Raw genomic sequence first — 19,521 nt, 5'->3', positions numbered from 1 at the left:
CCGGTTGTTCCAGCCCGGTGACGACACTCCCGGGCGGCTGCCGCCGATTGGTGCTCGCGCGGATTCGTGTAGTACTCTTTTCAAGTTGCTCCGGCTTCTACGGAGCGGCATCTGGGCCTGTGGCGCAGCTGGTAGCGCACCTGCATGGCATGCAGGGGGTCAGGGGTTCGAGTCCCCTCAGGTCCACCAAATAGTTCTTACTCCAACCATTGACAAAGTGGTTGGCATTTAATGTTTCCTCGAAACTAGCGATCGATGCGTCGGCATCGATCGCTGTTTTATTTTCTGCGGCGAGCACGGCTGCGCGCCAGGCTGCCTGCGCCTCGATGAGCGCACGAGCAGGATCCGTAAGTTCAGATTCGACTCTGTCGTTGTCGACCACGAAGATCTTCGTGAAGATCGCTTGATTGAGCTGGCGGCGCATTTCGTTGCTTGCGTTCTTGTACAGCTCGTGCGGGTCTTTCAACAGCTCTAGCCAGCCGAGGATGCTCTGAACGCCCGTCGAAACATCGTCGACGACTCCTTTGAGCCGCTCCGTGATGATCTCGCGTTCCGCTTCGATTTCACGAATGCGTGCCGCCGCTCGCGCCGAAGCAAGTCCTCCGGTCGCAACGAGATCGACGAGGTTGTCGGCCTTGACTTCGAGTTGGTTGCGTTGGTTAGCGAGGTCACGCCGAAGCACCTCCTGTACCCGTTGCTGGTCACGAATGATCTCATCGAGCCCCGCCTTGACCGCAGCGACGAAGTCGGGCGCGAGTCTGATGGTTCGGTAGTGATCGATGACTGCGTCTTCGACATCGTCGATCGGAAGGTGCCGAGAACGGCATACGCCTTCTTGACGTCCTCGGCAGAAGAAGTAGAAGTACTCCGCTTTCGTGCGACCTACAGCCCTCTGGATGATCATGCGACGATTCACGTCACCGCGTTCCGCATAGCATTCTCCACACCAGAGGCTTCCCTTGAGATAGCTCTCGTAGATGCGGCGTCGTTCACCCGCGTGCCCGGTAGCGTCAAGGAGGTCCTGCACCTTGTTGAAGAGGTCGCGCTCGATGATCGGTTCATGCCGACCCTTGAACGTCTCGCCCTTGTAGGTTGTCTCACCGATGTAGTAGCGGTCACGCAGGAGGCGCGCCATGGTTGAGATTGCGACGCTTCCAGCGGGATGGTGCGCGGTTCGCCTAGTGGTGAACCCCCGCACATCCCATTCGTTGACGATGTCTTCGAGCGTCGACTCTCCGGTTGCGTACATCTCGAAGGCGAGCTGGACGAAGGGTGCGCGCTCTGGGTCGACGATGACGCTGTTGACCTTGCGCCCTTCGAAGAAGTCGGGAGCGTTGAGATAACCGATGGGCGCTCGCCCGAGGGTTCCGCCGTTCTTGGCTTTCTGGCCCATCTTGTACGCGATGTCCGCGCCGTCCGCGGCGGATCGGTATTGGTTGAAGGTGGCGAGGATGCCGTGCATGAGCTGCCCCTCAGGGCTGGCGTCGATCTGTTCCGTTGCGGAGATGAGTTCGACGCCGCGCTTGTTCAAGTCGGCCATCACGATCGCATCGTCGAGACGGTTCCGGGTGAAGCGGGACAGCTTGTGAACGATGACAAAGTCAACGTCCTTATCGCGACGGATGCGTTCGAGCATCTGCTGGAATGCAACGCGCTTAGTCATCTCCGTGGCGCTACGACCAGGCTCGATGAACTCCGCGACAACCGTCAGGCCCAGTTGCTCGGCCTTTCGTTCGCAGGCCACGCGTTGTGCCGGTATGGAGATGCCTTCTGGGTCGTAGTCGGTGTTTAACTGCCCCTTGCTTGAGACGCGAAGATACAGGACGGCTCGACTTCCGACCGGGGCACTCAGCACCGCGAGTGGGCTGCTCTCAACAGCATGCGCATTGGGCTCCGTGTCGCTGGCATGGATCGCGACAACCGGGCGCAGTGGCGGCGGTGATGCGCGGCGACGGCAAACCCGCAGTTACCCGAATATCCGGACTGTTCTACTTGGTCGAAGCGCTCGGGGACGGGATCCCGGAGCGCGCCTTCGACGAACTCGCCGTCCTCTATCGAGACCACGGGCTCGACCCGCTCACCAACGTCGGCGCCTACTTCTACCTCGCAGGCTGGGGCGTCGGGCTCGGTTCCGTGGATCAGCGCCGCAATGCCTACGTCGCCAGCCACTACGCGGGCGACGTATCAACGCCATGGCGGCGATCTGAACGTGGCATTGACGAGCTGGTCACGCTGATTCGCGACAGGGATGAGCACTCCCGACCGTGGGCGTTCGTGTCGATCTTCCAATCCGGAGATCGGTTCCAGCCGGTGCTCGACTTCAACATGCGCGAAGAGTCCTGGCAACCACCGACCGTGCAGATCGACAACGAACTCATCGACGTCGACTTCCATGTCCACCCCCACCCGACGATGCCAGGCGTTTTCACGAGGCGATTCGTCTTACCCGAGTCCACGCTGCAACTCGACGTCGGCTTTGCCGAACGCATGGCGGTACTGCGGGTCGGCTGGAACATGCCGGTCTGGCCCGTTTGGAGCGTGTTCTCGTGGACCGCCGACCCCCGTATCGCCGTCCACATGCGAACCTTCCGTGAGCGCGCCGTGGAGGTGTCGCTGCAATGGTGGCGAAAGACCCCGCCGGGCGGGGTCGAAGGGCTGGTCAGCGATGGCGCTATATGGGCGGAGCGACAGGACCCGAACACAATGAATCTGCCTGAGGGCTGGTCGGTCAACTAGTTGTGGGCAATCGGTGGGCTAGCTCGTTGGCACGACGGCCTCGATAGGTGTAGCCATCATCACGGCGGGTCCAGAAGTTGCACTGATAGTGGCGGTGACGGTGCCGGAGGCATCCTCTGCCCACATCTGCGGCGAGAGGATCTGTAGCGCGCCAGGCGTGCCGCTGACGATAGTGCGGCATCGCGCAAGACCGAGTTGGCCGCCGTACATCAGAGCCTTGTCCTGCGATGACGCGATCGATCCGTAGACGCGTCGCACGCCAGCGGTGAGCGCGTTCGCGCTGATCCAGACCTCGTACTCGCACAGCAGTCGCCCGGACGGCGGGAAGTAGACGCCCAGAGCGCCGATGCCGAGCACGGCACGGTACGTCGTCGGAAGGCTAATGGATGCCGGAGTGGCGAACGTGTTGCCGTACCCCTTGCGGACGCGCTCGATGCGTGCGCCGCGCGCGGTCGGCGGGATCAGCGTCCGCTTGCCCGCCCATGCCGAGCGGATGAACGACGGGACGCCGGATGTCCCGTTCGCCTGGAAGAGTTCCCAGATCGCGAAGTCGGAGAGCATCGTGAACGCGATGGCGTCGGTGTAGCGGAGAACCTCTACCCCGTCGAGAAGGATGGTGATCTCTTCGCGCACGTCGTCCAGGAGCGCCTCGATGCTGTGCACTCCGGTGAGCGGCCCGACGCGGGTCGTGTTGGTGCCGGTGTTCGTGCCGCCCACGTTCCGGCCCGACGAAACGATGCCCGCCGCTGTGACGGTGGTATGCAGCCCAGCGTTGACAATCCCACCCGCCCAGGATGTGTTGGGGATGACGATCGCGAGGGTGCCATTTCCGGCGTTTGGAATCTCGAACTCCATGCCGACGCGTCGGCACGGCCCGCCGATATCGGCCTGGATGTAGGCGGCGCTGTTCGATGCTGTGGTCGGTGAATGCGTGATGCGATCGCCCGTGACAGTCGCCGGGGAGTTGCCGAACGACGCGGACAATTCTCCGTGCGTAATGCTCGTGATTGCCCCGTTAGGTGCGCTGATCGCGTTCAGGTAGGCCTCGGGCATGGCATCCGCCACCGTGACAATGGTGTTGGAAAGCTCCGGCGCTTCTAACCGTGTCGGAACCTGCGTTTCCGGTAGTCGACCGTCCCGGTCGAGGGTTGCAATACCGTCAGCCTGCCCAGCACCAGCCACCTTCGACCGAGTCACGGACCCATCAGCGAGCTGAGCGGCACCAACGGCCCCCTCGGCGATCTTGCTGGCATTGACGCTGTTGCTGGCGAGCGCATCTCCTGTGACGGAGCTCGGCTTCAGTTGCGGTGCGCCGACGATGCCGGCTTTAAGGGTTCCGTCGTCGGCGTGGGCCTGCTTGAGGTAGTCGTTGAGGATATCTCCCCAGTTACCTTTATCTCCACCGACTTGCGGTAATCGTGCCATGCATTAGTTCTCCTGCTTACGTCGTTTTGTTCTTCCGATTGCCACCATGACGGCGGCCACGAGGAGCATCCCAGATCCCCAGATCAGCAGAGGGTGCTCGAGGGCGTTCTGCACGAAGCGTCCGAATCCCGTGTTCGGCGGCAGCACTGACTCACTCGCAGCGCCGGCCCCGTAGGCATTGCTGCCGTAGACCGAACTGTCGCCGTAGACGCTCTGGGCACCGACTGGCGCAGTGAGGCCGATCGTCGTCAGCGCGGCGACGGCGGTCATCAGCAGCGCGGCCATGAACTGCCGTATCGGCTGGCGAGCATATGATTCGGAGCTCAGAAGTGGGCTACTCACCGAAAGCTCGACCCCCGTAACCACTCGACCTTTCCGGGCTGCTTGTCGTCGGCTTCCTGACGGCTCTGTTCAAGGCATGAATCAGGCCGCTGATACCGATAACGCTCAGGAATGCGACGCCGCAATACTTCAAGAAGGCCTTGCGGTCCATCTCGGTGTTCAGCAGCTGATCTAGTCGTTCCCTCGTCTTCGTATTCATGCTCGTGCATCCTCTTTACCGGCCTGACTATGAAGCATGAGCGCAATCTGTTCAAGTCCTGTTCCGCCGTAGTTTTCACAACGCTCGCGATCGGAAGATCGACGTGCTGGAGTAGCGGTTCATACTCAGCGTCGTTCCTCATCGGCATGCGGCATGCAGGAGAACCACCCAGGTTCGCCGGCCGCTCCCGATGAGGAGGCTCACCATGAGTGAGAACCAACCCGCTGAAGTGCCGATGTCGGCACTCGGCCCCACGCGACCGCTTAGCGTTCGCATCACCGACGGCCTCCGGGCGCAGCTGGAAGTTATTGCCCAGCTCAACGACCGTTCCGTCACCGAAGAGATCCGCATCGCCCTCGAGGCCTGGGTCGAGACCAGTAAGTCCGACCCCAAGGTGCTCGCCAGGGCGGAGACGGTCCGCGCCGAGATCGAACGCGAGGCCAAGACCAAGCAGAACGCGATCGAGGCTATCTTCGGCGGCACCGGAGCCAAGGCTCCGCGTGCAAAGTCGGGCTCTGCCTGACGTAAGGCTCCCTCCCCCGCACTGGGGAACGGGAGAGGGGCGGCTGTCCGGGGATCTGAGCGCGTTGGGACGCTCTCCCCGGGCAGTTTGCCCGGAATCACTTTCGTGCCCTCGTTGCTGCCCCGCGGCTTGCCGAGAACCAGAGTTTCTCGGCCGCGACAACAGTAAGGAGGCCTGGAGGGTCGTCGGCTGTCAATCAGACAGGGCGTCGAACGCGTTAACGATTCTGTTGTGTCCATTCACATACGCGTAACGCCAGCGGGCCTGCTCAGCAGAATCTCCCGCGAGCGAGATGAACTTCTCCATCACGACGTTGAATACCCGAGTCATGATCCGGAGATATTGCTGGGCGTTCGCGATCGGCAGCGAGATCGTGAAATGCGTAAACCCGTCGGCTTGGTGGGGTGCTCGTGCACCGAGCCCGCCAACGCTGAACCCCGCGCCGTGCGATACGGCAGACAGATGCGAGTACTTGGCGTCGGGTTCGACGATCTCAGCGGCGGACATCACACCACACGCCAGCGCTGTGTAGCCCGGTGTCTTCTTCTCCTTGCGTCCGGCGACGCTCACCCGGCTGAGTGCCCTTTGAGCGTCGAGAAGCGCCTCCTCGTAGCTGACAGTTTCGTAAACGCCGTCACGAACGCGAACTGTAAGTCCGCTGCTGCCCTTCTCCCTCACCTCCGTGAGTCGCATCGCCGCCGCACGGTACTCAAGCTGGGCGGCATCGCAAGAATCAAGCAACCACCACGCGCGTCCAGCGACTTCCACGAAAGCGCGACACAACGCCGCAAACGATGGCCCGTGATCTTCCTTGGCGCGTAAAACCCAGGCGAATGCGCGACCGTGATCTGCGGCGGTGCTGATCGCCTGCATGATTGATGCGAACCCCGTCGACCAGCTCCCTCCCTCAAGCCATTTGTGAGCTGTCGTTCCGGGTTGGGGACCTGCGAGACGCGAGGTGCGACCGACCACTCGGTTGGTGCAGCTGATGATGCCAATGAGCGCTCCAGAAAGCTCAATTCGCGTCTCGTGCGGCGTGGGCCCACGAACGTCCATGGCTATCCCCTACCGCTCATCACCCGTGGCAGCGGCATCGGCGTCGGCGGAAGCGCGCCGCTGTGGCATCCGTTCGGCGATCTCATGGCCGAGCTTCTCGCCAACTACTTTCGCGTCTTCGAATGTCTTTATGCTGAAGCGTCGCACAACCTCGACGGCTTCACCGCTAGCTTCAACCGCCTTTTCCCTCGCTTCGCCTACCGCCTCATGCCAGCGCTTGGTCTCGATCTCCTGGCGAGTTGTATCAATCCCGATCCGCTCGTTGAAAACTAGGACGTCAGCCGCGACTTCATTGCTGGATCGCACGACGGTGGCCGCTTTGAAAGGATGCAGGAGCGCCTTTTCGTTCGCTGTGCTCGCCGCCGCGTCCATGCGAGCGAGCAGGCCGCGCGTCGTGGTTGCAATCTGTTCGCGGCGCTTGCGACGGGCAGCCTGAAGACCAGCGCGGTGGCTTTCGAGTTCGGCGGGCTCGGCATCGAGCACGCGGTCAAGTTCAAGTACTGCGAGGCCGTCCTGGAGCTGGAAGCAACGCGCAAGGACAGCCAACCATTCTTCGACGGTGGCGTCCGCCGCAGCAGCGACCTCCGCAACATCGCCGACGCTTCGCTTCTTCTCCAGCTTCTCGGCCAGGGCATCGAGCTGCCGCAGCGCGTAGGCCTGCGTAGTGGCGACGATCTGCGAAGCGCCCTGCACCTTCGACCACGTCACGTTCGATACCCGCCCGGTGTGCTCTCGGACAGTCATCGCCTCGTCGATGACGAAGCCGACGCCGATCATCTCGGCCAGCGCTGCGTCCTTCTGCGCACGCAGCACGTCATCGACCTTCTCATCGATCTTGGCGAGATAGTCCGTGATCTCGTCCATCGTCTGCTGCATGGCCAATTGCGCCATGATGCCTGCAGCACCTGCGAGCATCGCTGGATTAGTAAGCATCGATCCGACCGACCCGGGTTTCACGAACTCAAGGATCTTCGTGACCTTGCCCTTGCTTGTCGTCGCGATGGCGCGGCTCACGCCATCGGACGATCCCTTCATCGCTTTGCCAAGTTTGAGCGCTTTGGCGGAATCCTCGGTCAGTTTCACCCAGCGTCCCGAGTTCGCAGCAATCTGAGAGCCGGCCTGCGCGGCGCCCGAACCGGTGCTCAGGGCGGAGCCGAGCTTATGGTGAAGCGCGATCTCCTTCGACGGCACTCCAGCGGTGGAGAGGAAGAGGTCGATCTCTCTGGGGTCACCAAAGATGGCAACGCCGTCGCCGTCGCTCACCAGCTCGATTTCGCCGCTCATGCTCGCTCCTGTTCAAGGCAAAGGCCCGTCATGAGCCACGCTAGTCGAGGGCCCGGACGTAGCCGCGCTGCTTAGAGCGGCGGTTTTGCACGCAGGGCATCCAGCTTCCGCTTAGTGGCCCGCACGGACTCCTCGGCCTTCTCGACGTCACGTTCGACTTGTGCCACTTCCTCCATGTGCTGACGTCTGGCTTCCGCTGCGCGGGAAGTAGCACTCATGACCTTCTCGGAGCTGACAACGCCTCGAGTGAGCTCGCAATCAGGGCACCACTCAGTGGACAGACTCGGTCCGCTGTGCGAATGGTGCACGCTGACCTCGACGCGATGCCCGCAGGTGAGTGTCCGAGCCCAAACCACCAGGTCATCTTCTCGGCGAGGCGGTAGAGACGCCAAGAAGCGGCGGAGGTTCTCCAGGTGCCGTTCGGGGATCGGGAGCGGAGGACAGCACGAGCCGCAATGCGTCGCCCGTGAGCCAGCCATGCTCCAGCGGTGCGAATCACAGTCCGGGTGCATCTCGCGGAAGCGCGCTTCGACATTGTCGTACTCGATCCGCTCGCCCTCGCTCATGACGGAGGTACCGGGCCAGTTGTCCAGTCCATCGATGACCGGCAGGCCGCAGCCGCGGCAGGGTTCGCCGGCCTCGGCTTCGTCGCGTGTCAGATACATGCCCTCATCGGCCCACCGCAGCCGTTGCGCCTCGTGGCGGTGCGCGCGACGTTCCGCTCTCAAAGCTTCGTCCAGTCGGCGCTTCGCCATTCGGGCCAGCTTCTGTTCTTCGGTAAGCGCGATGATGCGTCTCCTTACGCGTGCAATGTCTGCGGCTTCTCGTAGCATCGCGGCACAGCACCCGAGCCCAGAGGAAACCGATGACATCCAACACCGGCAACCACCCCGTCGCCATCTCACGAATCACCGAAGACGACACCCGCGACGCTCAGAATCTACGAGCGCTCCGATGGCTCGCCGATCAAGAAGGCGGGCCAGTGATCGTCGTCACGCCCCAGAAGGACTTCGACGGCGACAGTTTGAAGCGCCTCATTAAGCAGCCAGGAGTCACACAGCACACCTGGCGCGGGTTCTCGGTCGGATCGCTACGTGGGCGTCGTGTTGTGTACTGCTGGCCCGACCGCCAGCATCTCAACGATCTGTGGGATGCGACACCTGACGCACTGGTCGTGATCGAGCACGGCGGCACGGAAGCCGAAGACTGGATTGAGGACGTCCATCCAGTCCAACTCCTCAAGGACGCGACAGTACCGCCTCGGATGGAGGCGGAGAGCGATACCCCAAGCGAGCCGTTGCCCAACGGCGTCGACGGCATCCTCGAGTACGTCGCTTCCATGGCTGCGGGCTACTCGTCGGGACTCAAGTGGAATGAGGAGGACATGCTCAAGGCCGACATGATGAACCGACCCGACCGCTGGGTTCCGATTACCGTCGAGCAGGTTCGCGCAAAGTGCCGCGAGCTCGGGATGCGCCCCAACGATGTCGACACCGTCGCCGGATTCTTGCAACGACGCAAGGACGGACGGCGCTTCAATGTCCGGAGCTCGTATAAGGACTTCGAGTTCAATTGAGCGCGCACCCTCGATGGAGTCGTGCACCCCACATCATTCGTCAGTGTTTCAAAAAAGACCTGTTCATGCGATAATTACCCCAGCAAGCTGAACCGGTTCGAGCCACGAATGCTCCCGACAGCATGTTCAAACCCGAGGCGCTCCCCCAAGGTGTCGGCATCGACCGATACCTTGGGGGTGAGCGTGACTACTACGAATCGCGCCATGCTGCGCAGGAGACAAACACAATGGCACCGACCACTAAAGAAGGCCAGCGCGCCGAGCTGCACAAGACGATCTGGCGGATCGCGAACGATCTACGTGGATCTGTCGATGGCTGGGACTTCAAGTCTTATGTGCTCGGCATGCTCTTCTATCGGTTCATCTCTGAGAACCTGGCGGCGTACATCAACATGGGTGAGCGCGCGGCCGGCGACACCGAGTTCGACTACGCCCTGCTCCCCGATGTTGCAGCCGAGTTCGGTCGCAGCGAGACCGTGGCCGAAAAGGGCTTCTATATCGTCCCTTCCGAGCTCTTCGCGAACGTGCGTGCCCGCGCCGCCTCCGACGAGAACCTCAACGAGACGCTAGAGCGGGTCTTCAAGAACATCGAGGCCTCGGCACTCGGAACGGACAGTGAGAACGACGTCAAGGGACTCTTCGACGACCTCGACGTCAACAGCAACAAGCTCGGCGCCACGGTGCCGAAGCGCAATGAGAAGCTCGTGAAGCTCCTGGACGCCATCGGTGATCTTCCTCTCGGCGATCTTCAGGACAACTCGATCGACCTGTTCGGCGATGCCTACGAGTACCTCATGCAGATGTATGCAGCCAATGCCGGAAAGTCTGGCGGCGAGTACTACACGCCACAGGAAGTCTCTGAGCTGTTGGCTCGGATCACCGTCCTCGGCAAGACCTCGGTCAACAAGGTTTACGACCCGGCCGCTGGCTCGGGCTCGCTGCTGTTGAAGTTCGCGAAGGTACTCGGCAAGGAGAACGTCCGGGAAGGCTTCTATGGTCAGGAGATCAACCTGACGACGTACAACCTTGCGCGCATCAACATGTTCCTGCATGACATCAACTACGAGAAGTTCAATCTCGCACACGGCGACACGCTCCTCGACCCGGCGCACTGGGATGACGAGCCGTTCGAGGCGATCGTCTCCAACCCCCCGTACTCAATCAAGTGGGATGGAGATGCGAACCCACTCCTGATTAACGATGAGCGCTTCGCGCCGGCCGGAGTGCTCGCACCAAAGTCGAAAGCCGACCTCGCCTTCACCATGCACATCCTCAGCTGGCTGGCGGTCAACGGCACGGCTGCCATCGTTGAGTTCCCGGGAGTGCTATACCGCGGAGGGGCGGAGCAAAAGATCCGTCAGTACCTCATCGACAACAACTACGTCGATGCCGTCATCCAGCTCCCGGCCGATCTGTTCTTCGGCACGACTATCGCGACGTGCATCATCGTGCTCAAGAAGTCCAAGACGGACAACTCCGTGCTGTTCCTCGATGCCTCGTCCGAGTTCAAGCGCGTCGGCAACAAGAACAAGCTGACGCCTGAGCACCAGCAGAACGTCTTGACGACCCTTGATGAGCGCGTCGAGGAAGTGCACTACTCCACACTGGTCTCGAACGCGGACATCGCTGCCAACGGCTACAACATCGCGGTGTCTTCCTACGTTGAGCAGGAAGACACACGCGAGGTCGTCGACATCACGGCATTGAACGCCGAGATCGCACAGATCGTGGCGCGCCAGGTGGAACTCCGCACTTCGATCGATGACATGGTGGCGAATCTGGAGGACTCCGAGTGAGTCGCATCGATAAACTGCTTCAAGAGCTCTGCCCGGAAGGGGTCGCTCGACGCCCGCTCGGATCTCTCGGAAAGCGGAACAAAGGCACTGCCATCACCGCCTCGAAGATGAAGACACTTGGCAGTCGCGGCCCCATCCGAGTCTTCGCTGGTGGTCAGACCGTTGCTGATGTCGCCGAGGACGCGATTCCGCCGAAGGATGTGGTTCGAGTCCCGAGCATCATCGTGAAGTCACGTGGACATATCGGTTTCACATACTACGATCGCCCATTCACGCACAAGAGTGAACTCTGGTCGTACTCGATCAACGAATCGGAAGTCGATCAGAAATTCGTCTACTACTATCTCCTAACGCAGGTCGAGAAGCTCCAGTCTCTGGCACGTGCAACCTCAGTAAAACTTCCACAGCTGAGCGTGAAGGACACCGATAATCTTCAAATCCCAGTTCCTCCCACGGAAGTTCAGCGCGAGATCGTTAGAGTATTGGACGGCTTCACGGAGCTGGAGGCGGAGCTAGAGGCGGAGCTGGAGGCCCGGCACCGCCAGTATGACCACTACCGAACCGAGGCTTTGGAATTCGATGACACTATCGATCGCGTCTCGCTTGCAGATTTGGCTGTCATCGGTACTGGAAGCCATGACACCAAGGATGCTGTGGTGGACGGCGAGTACGTCTTCTACGCGCGAGGGCGCGAACCACTCAGGCTCGATTCGTTTGATTTCAATGAGAACGCCATTATCACTGCGGGTGACGGCGTTGGTGTAGGGAAGGTCTTCCATTTCGCGTCGGGCCAGTACGCGCTCCACCAGCGCGCATATCGAATTGTGCCCAATTCGCGCGTGGATGCACGCTACCTCTATCACTACTTGATTGCTGACTTCGGTCGCTATCTGGAGCGTACCTCGGTACATGCATCGGTAACGTCCCTACGTCGACCGATGTTTCTGAAGTACCAGGTTGCAGTTCCGGCTTTGGAGCGCCAACATCGGATTGCGGCGGAACTCGACAAGTTCGATAAACTCGTCAACGATCCAGAGGTCGGTCTTCCCGCTGAGCTTGCTGCGCGTCGCAAACAGTACAAGTACTACCGCGACAAGCTGCTTACCTTCAAGGAGGCGGTCTAGATGACGGAGCCGCATGAGACGGTCGCGAGCTTGGCTGACGAGGTAATACAGGGGCTTGCCGAATCGCGAAGCGCATTGATCTACGCCCCGAACACAATTGGTAAGACTCGACTAGCTCAGCACCTAAAGAACCGCGACCCGGACGGGGTAGTTCTCTACAACTCTTTCGTCGAGGACGCATTTACCTGGGACAACGATCGCGTCGTGCTCAAAATGAACCCAGGATCAGAGTTGCTGGAAACTATCGTGACTCAAGGTCTTGACAGCGCAATCGTCGACAACTTCCAGTTTTTCACGAGCGGCAGAATTGAACCGAGAATCGACTTCGAGAACGGCGAGATTAGTTTCGGCATACACACCGGTGACGACGGCTCGACAGATGACATCAAGATATCTCGGGCCGAGGAAAGCATATTTGTTTGGAGCGTCTACTACTCGGTATTGAGTGAGGCGATTGAAACGCTCAGTGATAGCCCAGATCTGCGATCCACGGATAGCTATGACCAGCTGACGCTTGCAGTCATAGACGATCCCGTGTCGTCCATGGATGATGTTCGTATCATATCAGTGGCACTTGCGTTGTCGAACCTTGTCAAACGAGCGTCAGCGATCAACTTGAGATTCGTTATCACCACACACCACGCTCTCTTTTTTAATGTTCTTTTCAATTCGCTCCGCCGTAAAAGTGACCGAGCGTATGCTCTTACGAAAGGAACGGTCGACGGATGGATGCTTAACAATCAGCCGAAAGACTCTCCTTTTAGTTATCACTTGGGTATCGTGAAGGACGTTCAGGGGGCAATCTCGGCGAACGCGATCGAGCGAGCCCACTTTAACCAGTTTAGAGCTCTGCTCGAAAAGACGGCGAACTTCCTCGGACACACAGGCGGCTGGGGCGAGTTGCTGATCGGCCCGAATGCCGCGCTCGTTACGAAGGTTCTTAATTTGTACAGTCACGACCGATTCGCTGATATCGATGCTACTAATGTCGCCGACGAATACAAAGAAGCATTCAAGACCGAGTTTGAAGAGTTTTTGAAGGCTTTCAGATGGGCGGCCGGGGCATGAGCGACTTGTCTCCACGCAAGTACGACCCGATCGCCGTCTCTGCCGAGAGCACGGTCGTTGCTGAGTATGTCCCCGACTCTGCTCAGGCGGCGGCATATCAGTCGGAGGCGGATCTCGAGCGCGAGATGATCCGCCTGCTGCAGTCGCAGGCGTACGAGTATCTTCCGATCACCACGGAGGCGCAGCTCGTCGCGAACCTGCGCACCCAGCTTGAAGCGCTCAACGGCATCGTGTTCAGCGACGCGGAGTGGGAACACTTCTTCAAGAATAAGGTCGCGAGCCAGAACGACGGCATCGTCGAGAAGACGGTCCGCGTCCAGGAGGATCACGTTCAAATCCTGACGCGCGATGACGGTTCGACAAAGAACGTGATGCTCATCGACAAGAAGAACATTCACAACAACCGCCTGCAGGTGATCAACCAGTACGAGATCGGGCAGAACGACGACGGTGCGAAGCACGCCAACCGGTATGACGTGACGGTGCTCGTGAACGGCCTGCCGATGGTGCATGTCGAGCTCAAGCGCCGCGGCGTCGACATCCGTGAGGCGTTCAATCAGATCAACCGTTATCAGCGCAACAGCTTCTGGGCTGGCTCGGGTCTCTTCGAGTACGTCCAGCTCTTCGTGATCAGCAACGGCACGCTGACCAAGTACTACTCCAACACGACGCGCAACCGTCACATCGATGAGGGTAAGAAGACCTCGGGCAGCAAGAAGAAGACCAGCAATAGCTTCGAGTTCACGTCATGGTGGGCTGATGCCCAGAACCGGCCGATTCAGGAGCTCACCGCGTTCGTGAAGACGTTCTTCGCGAAGCACGCGCTGCTGAACATCCTGACGAAGTACTGCGTGCTCACCGTCGACCGCGACTTGCTGGTCATGCGTCCGTACCAGATCGTCGCGACTGAGCGGATCCTTCAACGCATCGACATCGCGACGAACTACAAGCGCCTCGGCACAGTCGAGGCCGGCGGCTATGTCTGGCACACCACGGGTTCGGGTAAGACCCTCACCTCGTTCAAGACGGCGCAGCTCGCCTCGAAACTTTCCAGCGTCGACAAGGTGCTGTTCGTCGTTGACCGTAAGGATCTCGACTACCAGACGATGCGCGAGTACGACCGATTCGAGAAGGGGGCCGCGAACTCGAACGCCTCGACGGCAGTACTGAAGAAGCAACTCGAAGACTCGAATGCCCGCATCATCATCACGACGATCCAAAAGCTCTCGAACTTCATTCGTGCTAACAAGGGCCATGAGATCTACTCGGGCCACGTCGTGATCATCTTCGACGAGTGCCACCGCTCACAGTTCGGTGACATGCACACCGACATCACCCGCGCCTTCAAGCGTTACAACCTCTTCGGATTCACCGGCACCCCGATCTTCGCCGCGAACTCCGGATCAGGGGGTAACCCGCAGCTCAAGACCACGGAGCAGGCGTTCGGCGACAAGCTGCACACCTACACAATCGTCGACGCGATCACGGACAAGAACGTGCTGCCGTTCCGGATCGACTACATCAACACGGTCAAGGTCGGTTCGCCGGATGACAAGCAGGTATCCGGTGTTGAGGCTGAGAAGGCCCTCCTCGACTCCCGGCGCCTAGCCCAAATCGTTGAGTACACGCTGGAACACTTCGACCAGAAGACACGACGAGCTTCGAGCTATGAGCACTCCGTTGTCACGAACGTCACGGAGTCTGTTCGGACGCGCCAACGAGCAGAGGCGCTCCGGGAGAAGAAGCGTGTTCGCGGCTTCAACGCCATCTTCGCGACGGCATCCATCGAGGCCGCGCAGCGCTACTACCTCGAGTTCAAGTCTCAGCAGAAGGAGCTGACGCCGGATCGTCGCCTGAAGGTTGGCGTCATCTTTTCTTACGGCGCGAATGACGCCCCGGTCGACGACATTCTTGACGACGAGGCGTTCGACACCGAGGGCCTCAGCGGCGACGCTCGCGAGTTCCTCGAATCCGCGATCAAGGATTACAACGGCTACTTCGGCACGAGCTACGACACCAGTGCCGACAAGTTCCAGAACTACTACAAGGACCTGTCGCAGCGGATGAAGAACCGCGAGATCGACCTTGTCATCGTGGTCAACATGTTCCTGACGGGCTTCGACGCGACAACTATGAACACGCTGTTCGTCGACAAGAATCTCCGCTCACATGGGCTCATCCAGGCGTACTCCCGTACCAACCGCATCCTGAACTCCGTCAAGACGTACGGCAACATCGTCTCGTTCCGGAACCTCGAAGATGCGACCAACGCCGCTCTCGAGCTCTTCGGCAACAAGGACGCGCGCGGCGTCGTGCTCCTGAAGCCGTACCAGGATTACTACGCCGACTACGCCGAGAAGGTCGTTCACCTTCTGCAACGCTTCCCGCTCGGCCACCAGATCGTCGGCGAAGAAGCACAGAAGGATTTCATCGCGCTGTTTGGTGCCATCCTCCGGCTTCAAAACATCCTGACCTCGTTCGATGATTTCGAGGGTCAAGACCCCCTGAGCGAACGCCAGGCCCAGGACTACCGCAGCCTTTACCTCGACTTCTATGCCGAGTTCCGGCGTGACCGCGACTCCGACAAGGAACTCATCAACGACGATGTCGTGTTCGAAATCGAGCTGATCAAGCAGGTCGAGATCAACGTCGACTACATCTTGATGCTCGTGGAGAAATACCGCGCCAGCTTCGGCGACGGCGATGACAAAGAGATCCGCGCCGAGATCGCGCGCGCGGTCGACGCTAGTCCGAGCCTGCGCAGCAAACGCGACCTTGTCGAGGACTTCGTCGACTCGGTATCCGTCACCGGTGCTGTCGACGAGCAATGGCAAGCGTTCGTGGCCGCCAAGCGCGAGGCTGAGCTTGAGAGCCTAATCGCGGATCAGAAACTTCGTCCCGATGAGACGCGCGCCTTCATCGACGCCGCGTTCCGTGACGGCCAGTTCCGTACGAGTGGCACCGCCATCATGAAGATTCTGCGACCGGTCTCCCGGTTCGCGCCCGACGGTAGCCATGGGGAAAAGAAGCGAATCGTCGTTGAAGCGTTGACACGCTTCTTCGAGCGGTTCTTTGGGCTCGGAACGGGGAGCAATTTGTGAAACTGACACGCATCAAGATCGAGAATTACCGACGACTCGAAGACACCGAGATCGAGGTTCGCGACCACCTCGTCCTTGTGGGTGCTAACGATGTCGGCAAGTCATCACTCCTTCGAGCGATCGACCTGGTGCTCGGCGCAAGCACGGCCCAGCTCTATGGCAACCTGAGCGCTGACGACTTCCGCGACTCCGACCACGAACTCAGGTTTGAGGTAGAGCTCTCCAACTTCTCGAAAGACGAGAAGGCGCTGTTTGCGGATGAAATTTATACCGACCCGACCACCAAATCCCGTTCCCTCACCCTCCAGCTCATTGCATCCGTTGATGCCAGCGAATCGCTCAGCATCTCAAGGATCGGACCACATGCGGGGACGGGCCGACAACTGTCGCGAGACCAGATCGCCGGACTCGGGTGGAAGTTCCTCAGCGCCACCGCTCAGACCCGCGACCTTCGCGAGGACCGTCGTTCCGCGCTGGACGATATGCTCCGCGCGGTCGAGCTGGGTGCCGAGAAGGCAGACTTCGATACGCTCACAACGGGCTTTCAGAAGGCACTCGACACGTCGAGTACACTCGGCGATCTCCGCAAGCAACTGGCCAGCCAACTCTCGAAGGCTTTGCCCGAGAAGCTGCGAAAGAAGGATCTATCGTTCGTCAGCGGCGCGTCCGCCGACGACGATCTTCTCAGTGATGTCCGCCTTCGAGTCTCTAAGGGCGGAGTCGAGCACGAGCTATCGCAGCAATCGGACGGCACGCGGGCGCTCTATGCAATCGCGCTATATGACCTCATGAGCGCGGGTGCGAACGTTGTAGGCATCGACGAGCCGGAGATCCATCTCCACCCCACGTCCCAGCGCAGTCTCGCTCGGCTCCTCCGCACGAGCAGCAACCAGAAAGTGCTCGCAACGCATTCGTCGGACATCGTCGGTGCGTTCGATGCGGACTCGATCGTGGTGGTTCGTCCCGGCGGCAAGATCGTCCAACCGGACGCGGGCTTCCTAGCGGCTGACGAGCGAACCTTCGTCAAGTGGTGGGTGCGCGACAAACTCGAGCCGCTTACTGCGACTCGAGTAGTCACCGTCGAGGGTCTTTCAGACCGCATCATCCTCGAGCGCGTCGCGGACTTGACTGACCGCAACCTTGACCGTCTTGGAGTCAGCGTCATCGAGACCGATGGTGCAAGCGAGATCCTTCCGATCGCCAAGCTCTTTGGCGCAACGGGCTTCAAGCTCTCGGTTTCTCGTCTCATCGACCTCGATGCCGAGAAGACAATCGCCAGCGCGCTCGGCATCGCTGCCAGCGACCTCCGGGCTAACTCAGTCTTCGTGTCGCAGCGCGATCTTGAAGACGAGTACGTCAGAGCCCTCGGAGGGCCCAACGTTCACGCTGCGCTACTCAGTGGCGGACACTTCTCGACAAACGAAATGGCAAACTGCGTCCCAACTGGCGCTGGCGGCACCTACACGGACAGCGACGTCGCGACGTTCTGCCGCGTGAACAAGCGCAAGGTTCGTGCTGCTCTTTCGGTACTGCCAATCTTGACGGAAACGAATGCGTCTGCGATCACAAGCGTCGATGAGCTCCTGACGGAGATCGCACCGTAGATGATTCAACCAACCGCTTCGCAACTTGCGATTCGTAACTCCACGGCACGTGATCTCCTGGTTATTGCACCCGCCGGCTGCGGCAAGACGGAAGCGCTCGCGCTCCGCATTCAGGGCTTGCTCCAGCGCGGCGACATCGTTGCACCGCAAAAGATCCTCGTGACCACCTTCTCGAATCGTGCGCGAGACAACATTCGCGAACGTCTTCAGGACTATCTTCCGAGCGGAACGCTTCGGGACCGAGTCACGATCACCAACTTCCATGGGCTGGCCGCACGGCTATTCAAAGCGCACGCCAACGTCATCGGGCTCGATCCTGCAATGACGATTCCGGACGGCGACTGGGTAGGAGCGCAGTGTCGCGCGAAAGGCTTCGACTTCAGTACGTCAGCGGCGGTGCAGACGACGCTCAGGATCGCGAAGCAAGAGCCACGCACCGACGACGAGATTCTGACGTACTTGAGCGCGCCCGGACGAGAGGCGGCACTCACGATCGAACGCCAGCGAGTGTCCGAGGGACGGCTCACCTACGATGACCTTCCGCGCTTGGCTGAGCTCATTCTCGCGAACGACCTGGTGGCGGACCTGTACCAGGCCCACTTCGGAAGCGTGATCGTCGACGAGTTCCAGGACCTCACGCCGCAACAGCTGCGGATCGTTAACCGCATCGGATACAAGAACACGACATACGCTGGCGATCTCGCTCAGGGCATCTATGGATTCGCGGGAGCGAAGCCAGTCGCGATCGACGCGGCCGTCCGCGCGGAGTGCACCGAGGTGATTGAGTTCTCCGAGTCTCATCGCTCGTCGCCCGCAGTGTTGGCGATGGTCAATGCAATGTCACCGCTGACAGCAGGAACACCGCTGACCGCCGCTGACCCTGCGTCGTGGCCCGGTGGTGGCCTCGCCGCGTCTGTAGGGCATCACACAGCAGATGCAGAGGGCGATTGGGTCACTCGGGTGGCCCAGGCTCTCGTCTCGCGCGTTCCTCAGCAACGTATTGGAGTCATAGCGCGGACGTTGGGAAGGCGACGGTTCGTGGAATCTGCGCTGAAGGCGGCAAAGGTGCCGTTTTTCCGCTGGGACGATGGCGTACTCGATACGGAGACAGCTCGTACTCTCAAGTCACTACTCGCGCGGTTCGATGTCCGTGGTTACGAAGCCGCAGCGGACAAGATGGCCTTCCTGCGCGACGCCGCGGGATTCGAGTCGGTCTCAGAGCCGAGCGGGCGCGAGAGCCTGCTCGACGCCCTGCACTGGTGTCACGATCTTCTCCGTAGTGGAGTGGCAGCCGGCGACATCCGGTCTCGTATTCAAATCGGCGACGCCGCGACCCTCATAACCGCTCCCGGAGTTCATCTGCTGACCGGACACGTTGGCAAGGGTCAGCAGTTTGACTGGGTCGTTATCGTCGGTCTTGAGGACGGAGTGATCCCGGATTTCCGGGCTACCAGTTCGGACGAAAAGATCGAGGAAGCTCGGGTTCTCTCGGTTATGTTGTCTCGCGCGCGACACGGAGTGATCGTAAGCCGGGCGGTGTCCGTCCCCACTAACGCGGGACGTCCGATGGATCGGAAGCCGTCGAGCTTCCTCACCAGTCTCGCGACGGCAAACCCTCGAAAAGCCGAAGAGCTCGTTGAGTGGTTCAACTCCGCTGACTGGGCAGCCATCGCCGTCCGGTGATGTC

At 60.3% G+C, this 19,521-nt stretch carries 15 protein-coding genes, 1 tRNA gene and 1 pseudogene; 12 read left to right on the top strand and 5 right to left on the bottom strand.

Features of this window, described 5'->3' with window-relative positions:
* Positions 1–113: 113 nt before the first annotated feature.
* Both ACCO44_RS11380 and ACCO44_RS11375 read left to right on the top strand, forming a co-directional pair.
* Positions 114–189 (top strand) — tRNA-Ala (locus ACCO44_RS11380).
* Positions 190–646: 457 nt separating this feature from the next.
* Positions 647–1,141, top strand: coding sequence for a hypothetical protein (locus ACCO44_RS11375; protein WP_372466614.1), 495 nt, complete (start codon positions 647–649; stop codon positions 1,139–1,141).
* On the opposite strand, the pseudogene ACCO44_RS11370 reads toward ACCO44_RS11375, so the two are convergent.
* Positions 1,070–1,855: pseudogene (locus tag ACCO44_RS11370) on the bottom strand (recombinase family protein); the annotation flags it as partial. The gene ACCO44_RS11375 and the pseudogene ACCO44_RS11370 sit on opposite strands and share 72 nt — an antisense overlap.
* Positions 1,856–1,929: 74 nt before the next feature.
* On the opposite strand from ACCO44_RS11370, the gene ACCO44_RS11365 reads away from it, so the two are divergent.
* Positions 1,930–2,736 carry a hypothetical protein gene (locus ACCO44_RS11365; RefSeq protein WP_372466613.1) on the top strand — a complete coding sequence of 269 codons (807 nt, stop codon included), beginning with the start codon at positions 1,930–1,932 and terminating at the stop codon, positions 2,734–2,736.
* Positions 2,737–2,754: 18 nt separating this feature from the next.
* Here ACCO44_RS11365 and ACCO44_RS11360 read toward each other — a convergent pair whose 3' ends face one another.
* Both ACCO44_RS11360 and ACCO44_RS11355 read right to left on the bottom strand, forming a co-directional pair.
* Positions 2,755–4,161: a hypothetical protein gene (locus ACCO44_RS11360; RefSeq protein WP_372466612.1), complete on the bottom strand. Its 1,407-nt coding sequence runs from the start codon at positions 4,159–4,161 to the stop codon at positions 2,755–2,757.
* Positions 4,162–4,164: 3 nt separating this feature from the next.
* Positions 4,165–4,446 (bottom strand): hypothetical protein, encoded by a 282-nt coding sequence (locus tag ACCO44_RS11355; protein ID WP_372466611.1) that lies wholly within the window; start codon positions 4,444–4,446, stop codon positions 4,165–4,167.
* 461 nt (positions 4,447–4,907) lie between these two features.
* Here ACCO44_RS11355 and ACCO44_RS11350 point away from each other — a divergent pair, with 461 nt between their 5' ends.
* Positions 4,908–5,225, top strand: a complete 318-nt coding sequence (locus ACCO44_RS11350; RefSeq protein WP_141897000.1) for a hypothetical protein — start codon at positions 4,908–4,910, stop codon at positions 5,223–5,225.
* Positions 5,226–5,417: 192 nt separating this feature from the next.
* On the opposite strand, the gene ACCO44_RS11345 is transcribed toward ACCO44_RS11350, so the two are convergent.
* The gene (locus ACCO44_RS11345; protein ID WP_372466609.1) at positions 5,418–6,098 is read right to left on the bottom strand and encodes a hypothetical protein; all 681 of its coding nucleotides are present in this window, start codon (positions 6,096–6,098) and stop codon (positions 5,418–5,420) included.
* A 192-nt stretch (positions 6,099–6,290) separates the two neighbouring features.
* Complete coding sequence (locus ACCO44_RS11340) at positions 6,291–7,565, bottom strand: hypothetical protein (RefSeq protein ID WP_372466608.1); 1,275 nt, start codon at positions 7,563–7,565, stop codon at positions 6,291–6,293.
* A 488-nt stretch (positions 7,566–8,053) separates the two neighbouring features.
* Here ACCO44_RS11340 and ACCO44_RS11335 point away from each other — a divergent pair, with 488 nt between their 5' ends.
* From ACCO44_RS11335 to ACCO44_RS11300, 8 genes are all read left to right on the top strand, one after another.
* A complete protein-coding gene (locus ACCO44_RS11335) occupies positions 8,054–8,395 on the top strand; it encodes a hypothetical protein (RefSeq protein ID WP_372466607.1) in 342 nt (113 codons plus the stop codon).
* A 35-nt stretch (positions 8,396–8,430) separates the two neighbouring features.
* A complete protein-coding gene (locus ACCO44_RS11330; protein WP_372466606.1) occupies positions 8,431–9,141 on the top strand; it encodes a hypothetical protein in 711 nt (236 codons plus the stop codon).
* 227 nt (positions 9,142–9,368) lie between these two features.
* The gene (locus ACCO44_RS11325; RefSeq protein ID WP_372469401.1) at positions 9,369–10,937 is read left to right on the top strand and encodes a type I restriction-modification system subunit M; all 1,569 of its coding nucleotides are present in this window, start codon (positions 9,369–9,371) and stop codon (positions 10,935–10,937) included.
* The gene (locus tag ACCO44_RS11320) at positions 10,934–12,061 is read left to right on the top strand and encodes a restriction endonuclease subunit S (protein ID WP_372466605.1); all 1,128 of its coding nucleotides are present in this window, start codon (positions 10,934–10,936) and stop codon (positions 12,059–12,061) included. The genes ACCO44_RS11325 and ACCO44_RS11320 overlap by 4 nt, the downstream gene beginning before the upstream one ends.
* Positions 12,062–13,129 carry a hypothetical protein gene (locus ACCO44_RS11315; RefSeq protein WP_372466604.1) on the top strand — a complete coding sequence of 356 codons (1,068 nt, stop codon included), beginning with the start codon at positions 12,062–12,064 and terminating at the stop codon, positions 13,127–13,129.
* Positions 13,126–16,230, top strand: coding sequence for a type I restriction endonuclease subunit R (locus ACCO44_RS11310; RefSeq protein ID WP_372466603.1), 3,105 nt, complete (start codon positions 13,126–13,128; stop codon positions 16,228–16,230). The genes ACCO44_RS11315 and ACCO44_RS11310 overlap by 4 nt, the downstream gene beginning before the upstream one ends.
* Entirely contained in the window at positions 16,227–17,834 is a 1,608-nt protein-coding gene (locus ACCO44_RS11305; RefSeq protein WP_372466602.1) for an ATP-dependent endonuclease, read from the top strand. The genes ACCO44_RS11310 and ACCO44_RS11305 overlap by 4 nt, the downstream gene beginning before the upstream one ends.
* Positions 17,835–19,517 (top strand): UvrD-helicase domain-containing protein, encoded by a 1,683-nt coding sequence (locus tag ACCO44_RS11300; RefSeq protein WP_372466601.1) that lies wholly within the window; start codon positions 17,835–17,837, stop codon positions 19,515–19,517.
* Positions 19,518–19,521: the final 4 nt, after the last annotated feature.

The sequence above is a fragment of the Microbacterium maritypicum genome (genome assembly GCF_041529975.1).
Classification (GTDB): Bacteria; Actinomycetota; Actinomycetes; order Actinomycetales; family Microbacteriaceae; genus Microbacterium.
Note: the sequence above shows the minus strand (reverse complement) of the source record. Positions and strands in the feature narration are given on the sequence as shown.

Excerpts from the sequence above, each read along its gene's own strand:
- ACCO44_RS11310 (WP_372466603.1), top strand. The coding sequence starts at position 13,126 with ATGAGCGACTTGTCTCCACGCAAGTACGACCCGATCGCCGTCTCTGCC.
- ACCO44_RS11350 (WP_141897000.1), top strand. The coding sequence starts at position 4,908 with ATGAGTGAGAACCAACCCGCTGAAGTGCCGATGTCGGCACTCGGCCCC.
- ACCO44_RS11325 (WP_372469401.1), top strand. The coding sequence starts at position 9,369 with ATGGCACCGACCACTAAAGAAGGCCAGCGCGCCGAGCTGCACAAGACG.
- ACCO44_RS11300 (WP_372466601.1), top strand. The coding sequence starts at position 17,835 with ATGATTCAACCAACCGCTTCGCAACTTGCGATTCGTAACTCCACGGCA.
- ACCO44_RS11315 (WP_372466604.1), top strand. The coding sequence starts at position 12,062 with ATGACGGAGCCGCATGAGACGGTCGCGAGCTTGGCTGACGAGGTAATA.
- ACCO44_RS11345 (WP_372466609.1), bottom strand. The coding sequence starts at position 6,098 with ATGCAGGCGATCAGCACCGCCGCAGATCACGGTCGCGCATTCGCCTGG.
- ACCO44_RS11355 (WP_372466611.1), bottom strand. The coding sequence starts at position 4,446 with ATGGCCGCGCTGCTGATGACCGCCGTCGCCGCGCTGACGACGATCGGC.
- ACCO44_RS11360 (WP_372466612.1), bottom strand. The coding sequence starts at position 4,161 with ATGGCACGATTACCGCAAGTCGGTGGAGATAAAGGTAACTGGGGAGAT.
- ACCO44_RS11340 (WP_372466608.1), bottom strand. The coding sequence starts at position 7,565 with ATGAGCGGCGAAATCGAGCTGGTGAGCGACGGCGACGGCGTTGCCATC.
- ACCO44_RS11330 (WP_372466606.1), top strand. The coding sequence starts at position 8,431 with ATGACATCCAACACCGGCAACCACCCCGTCGCCATCTCACGAATCACC.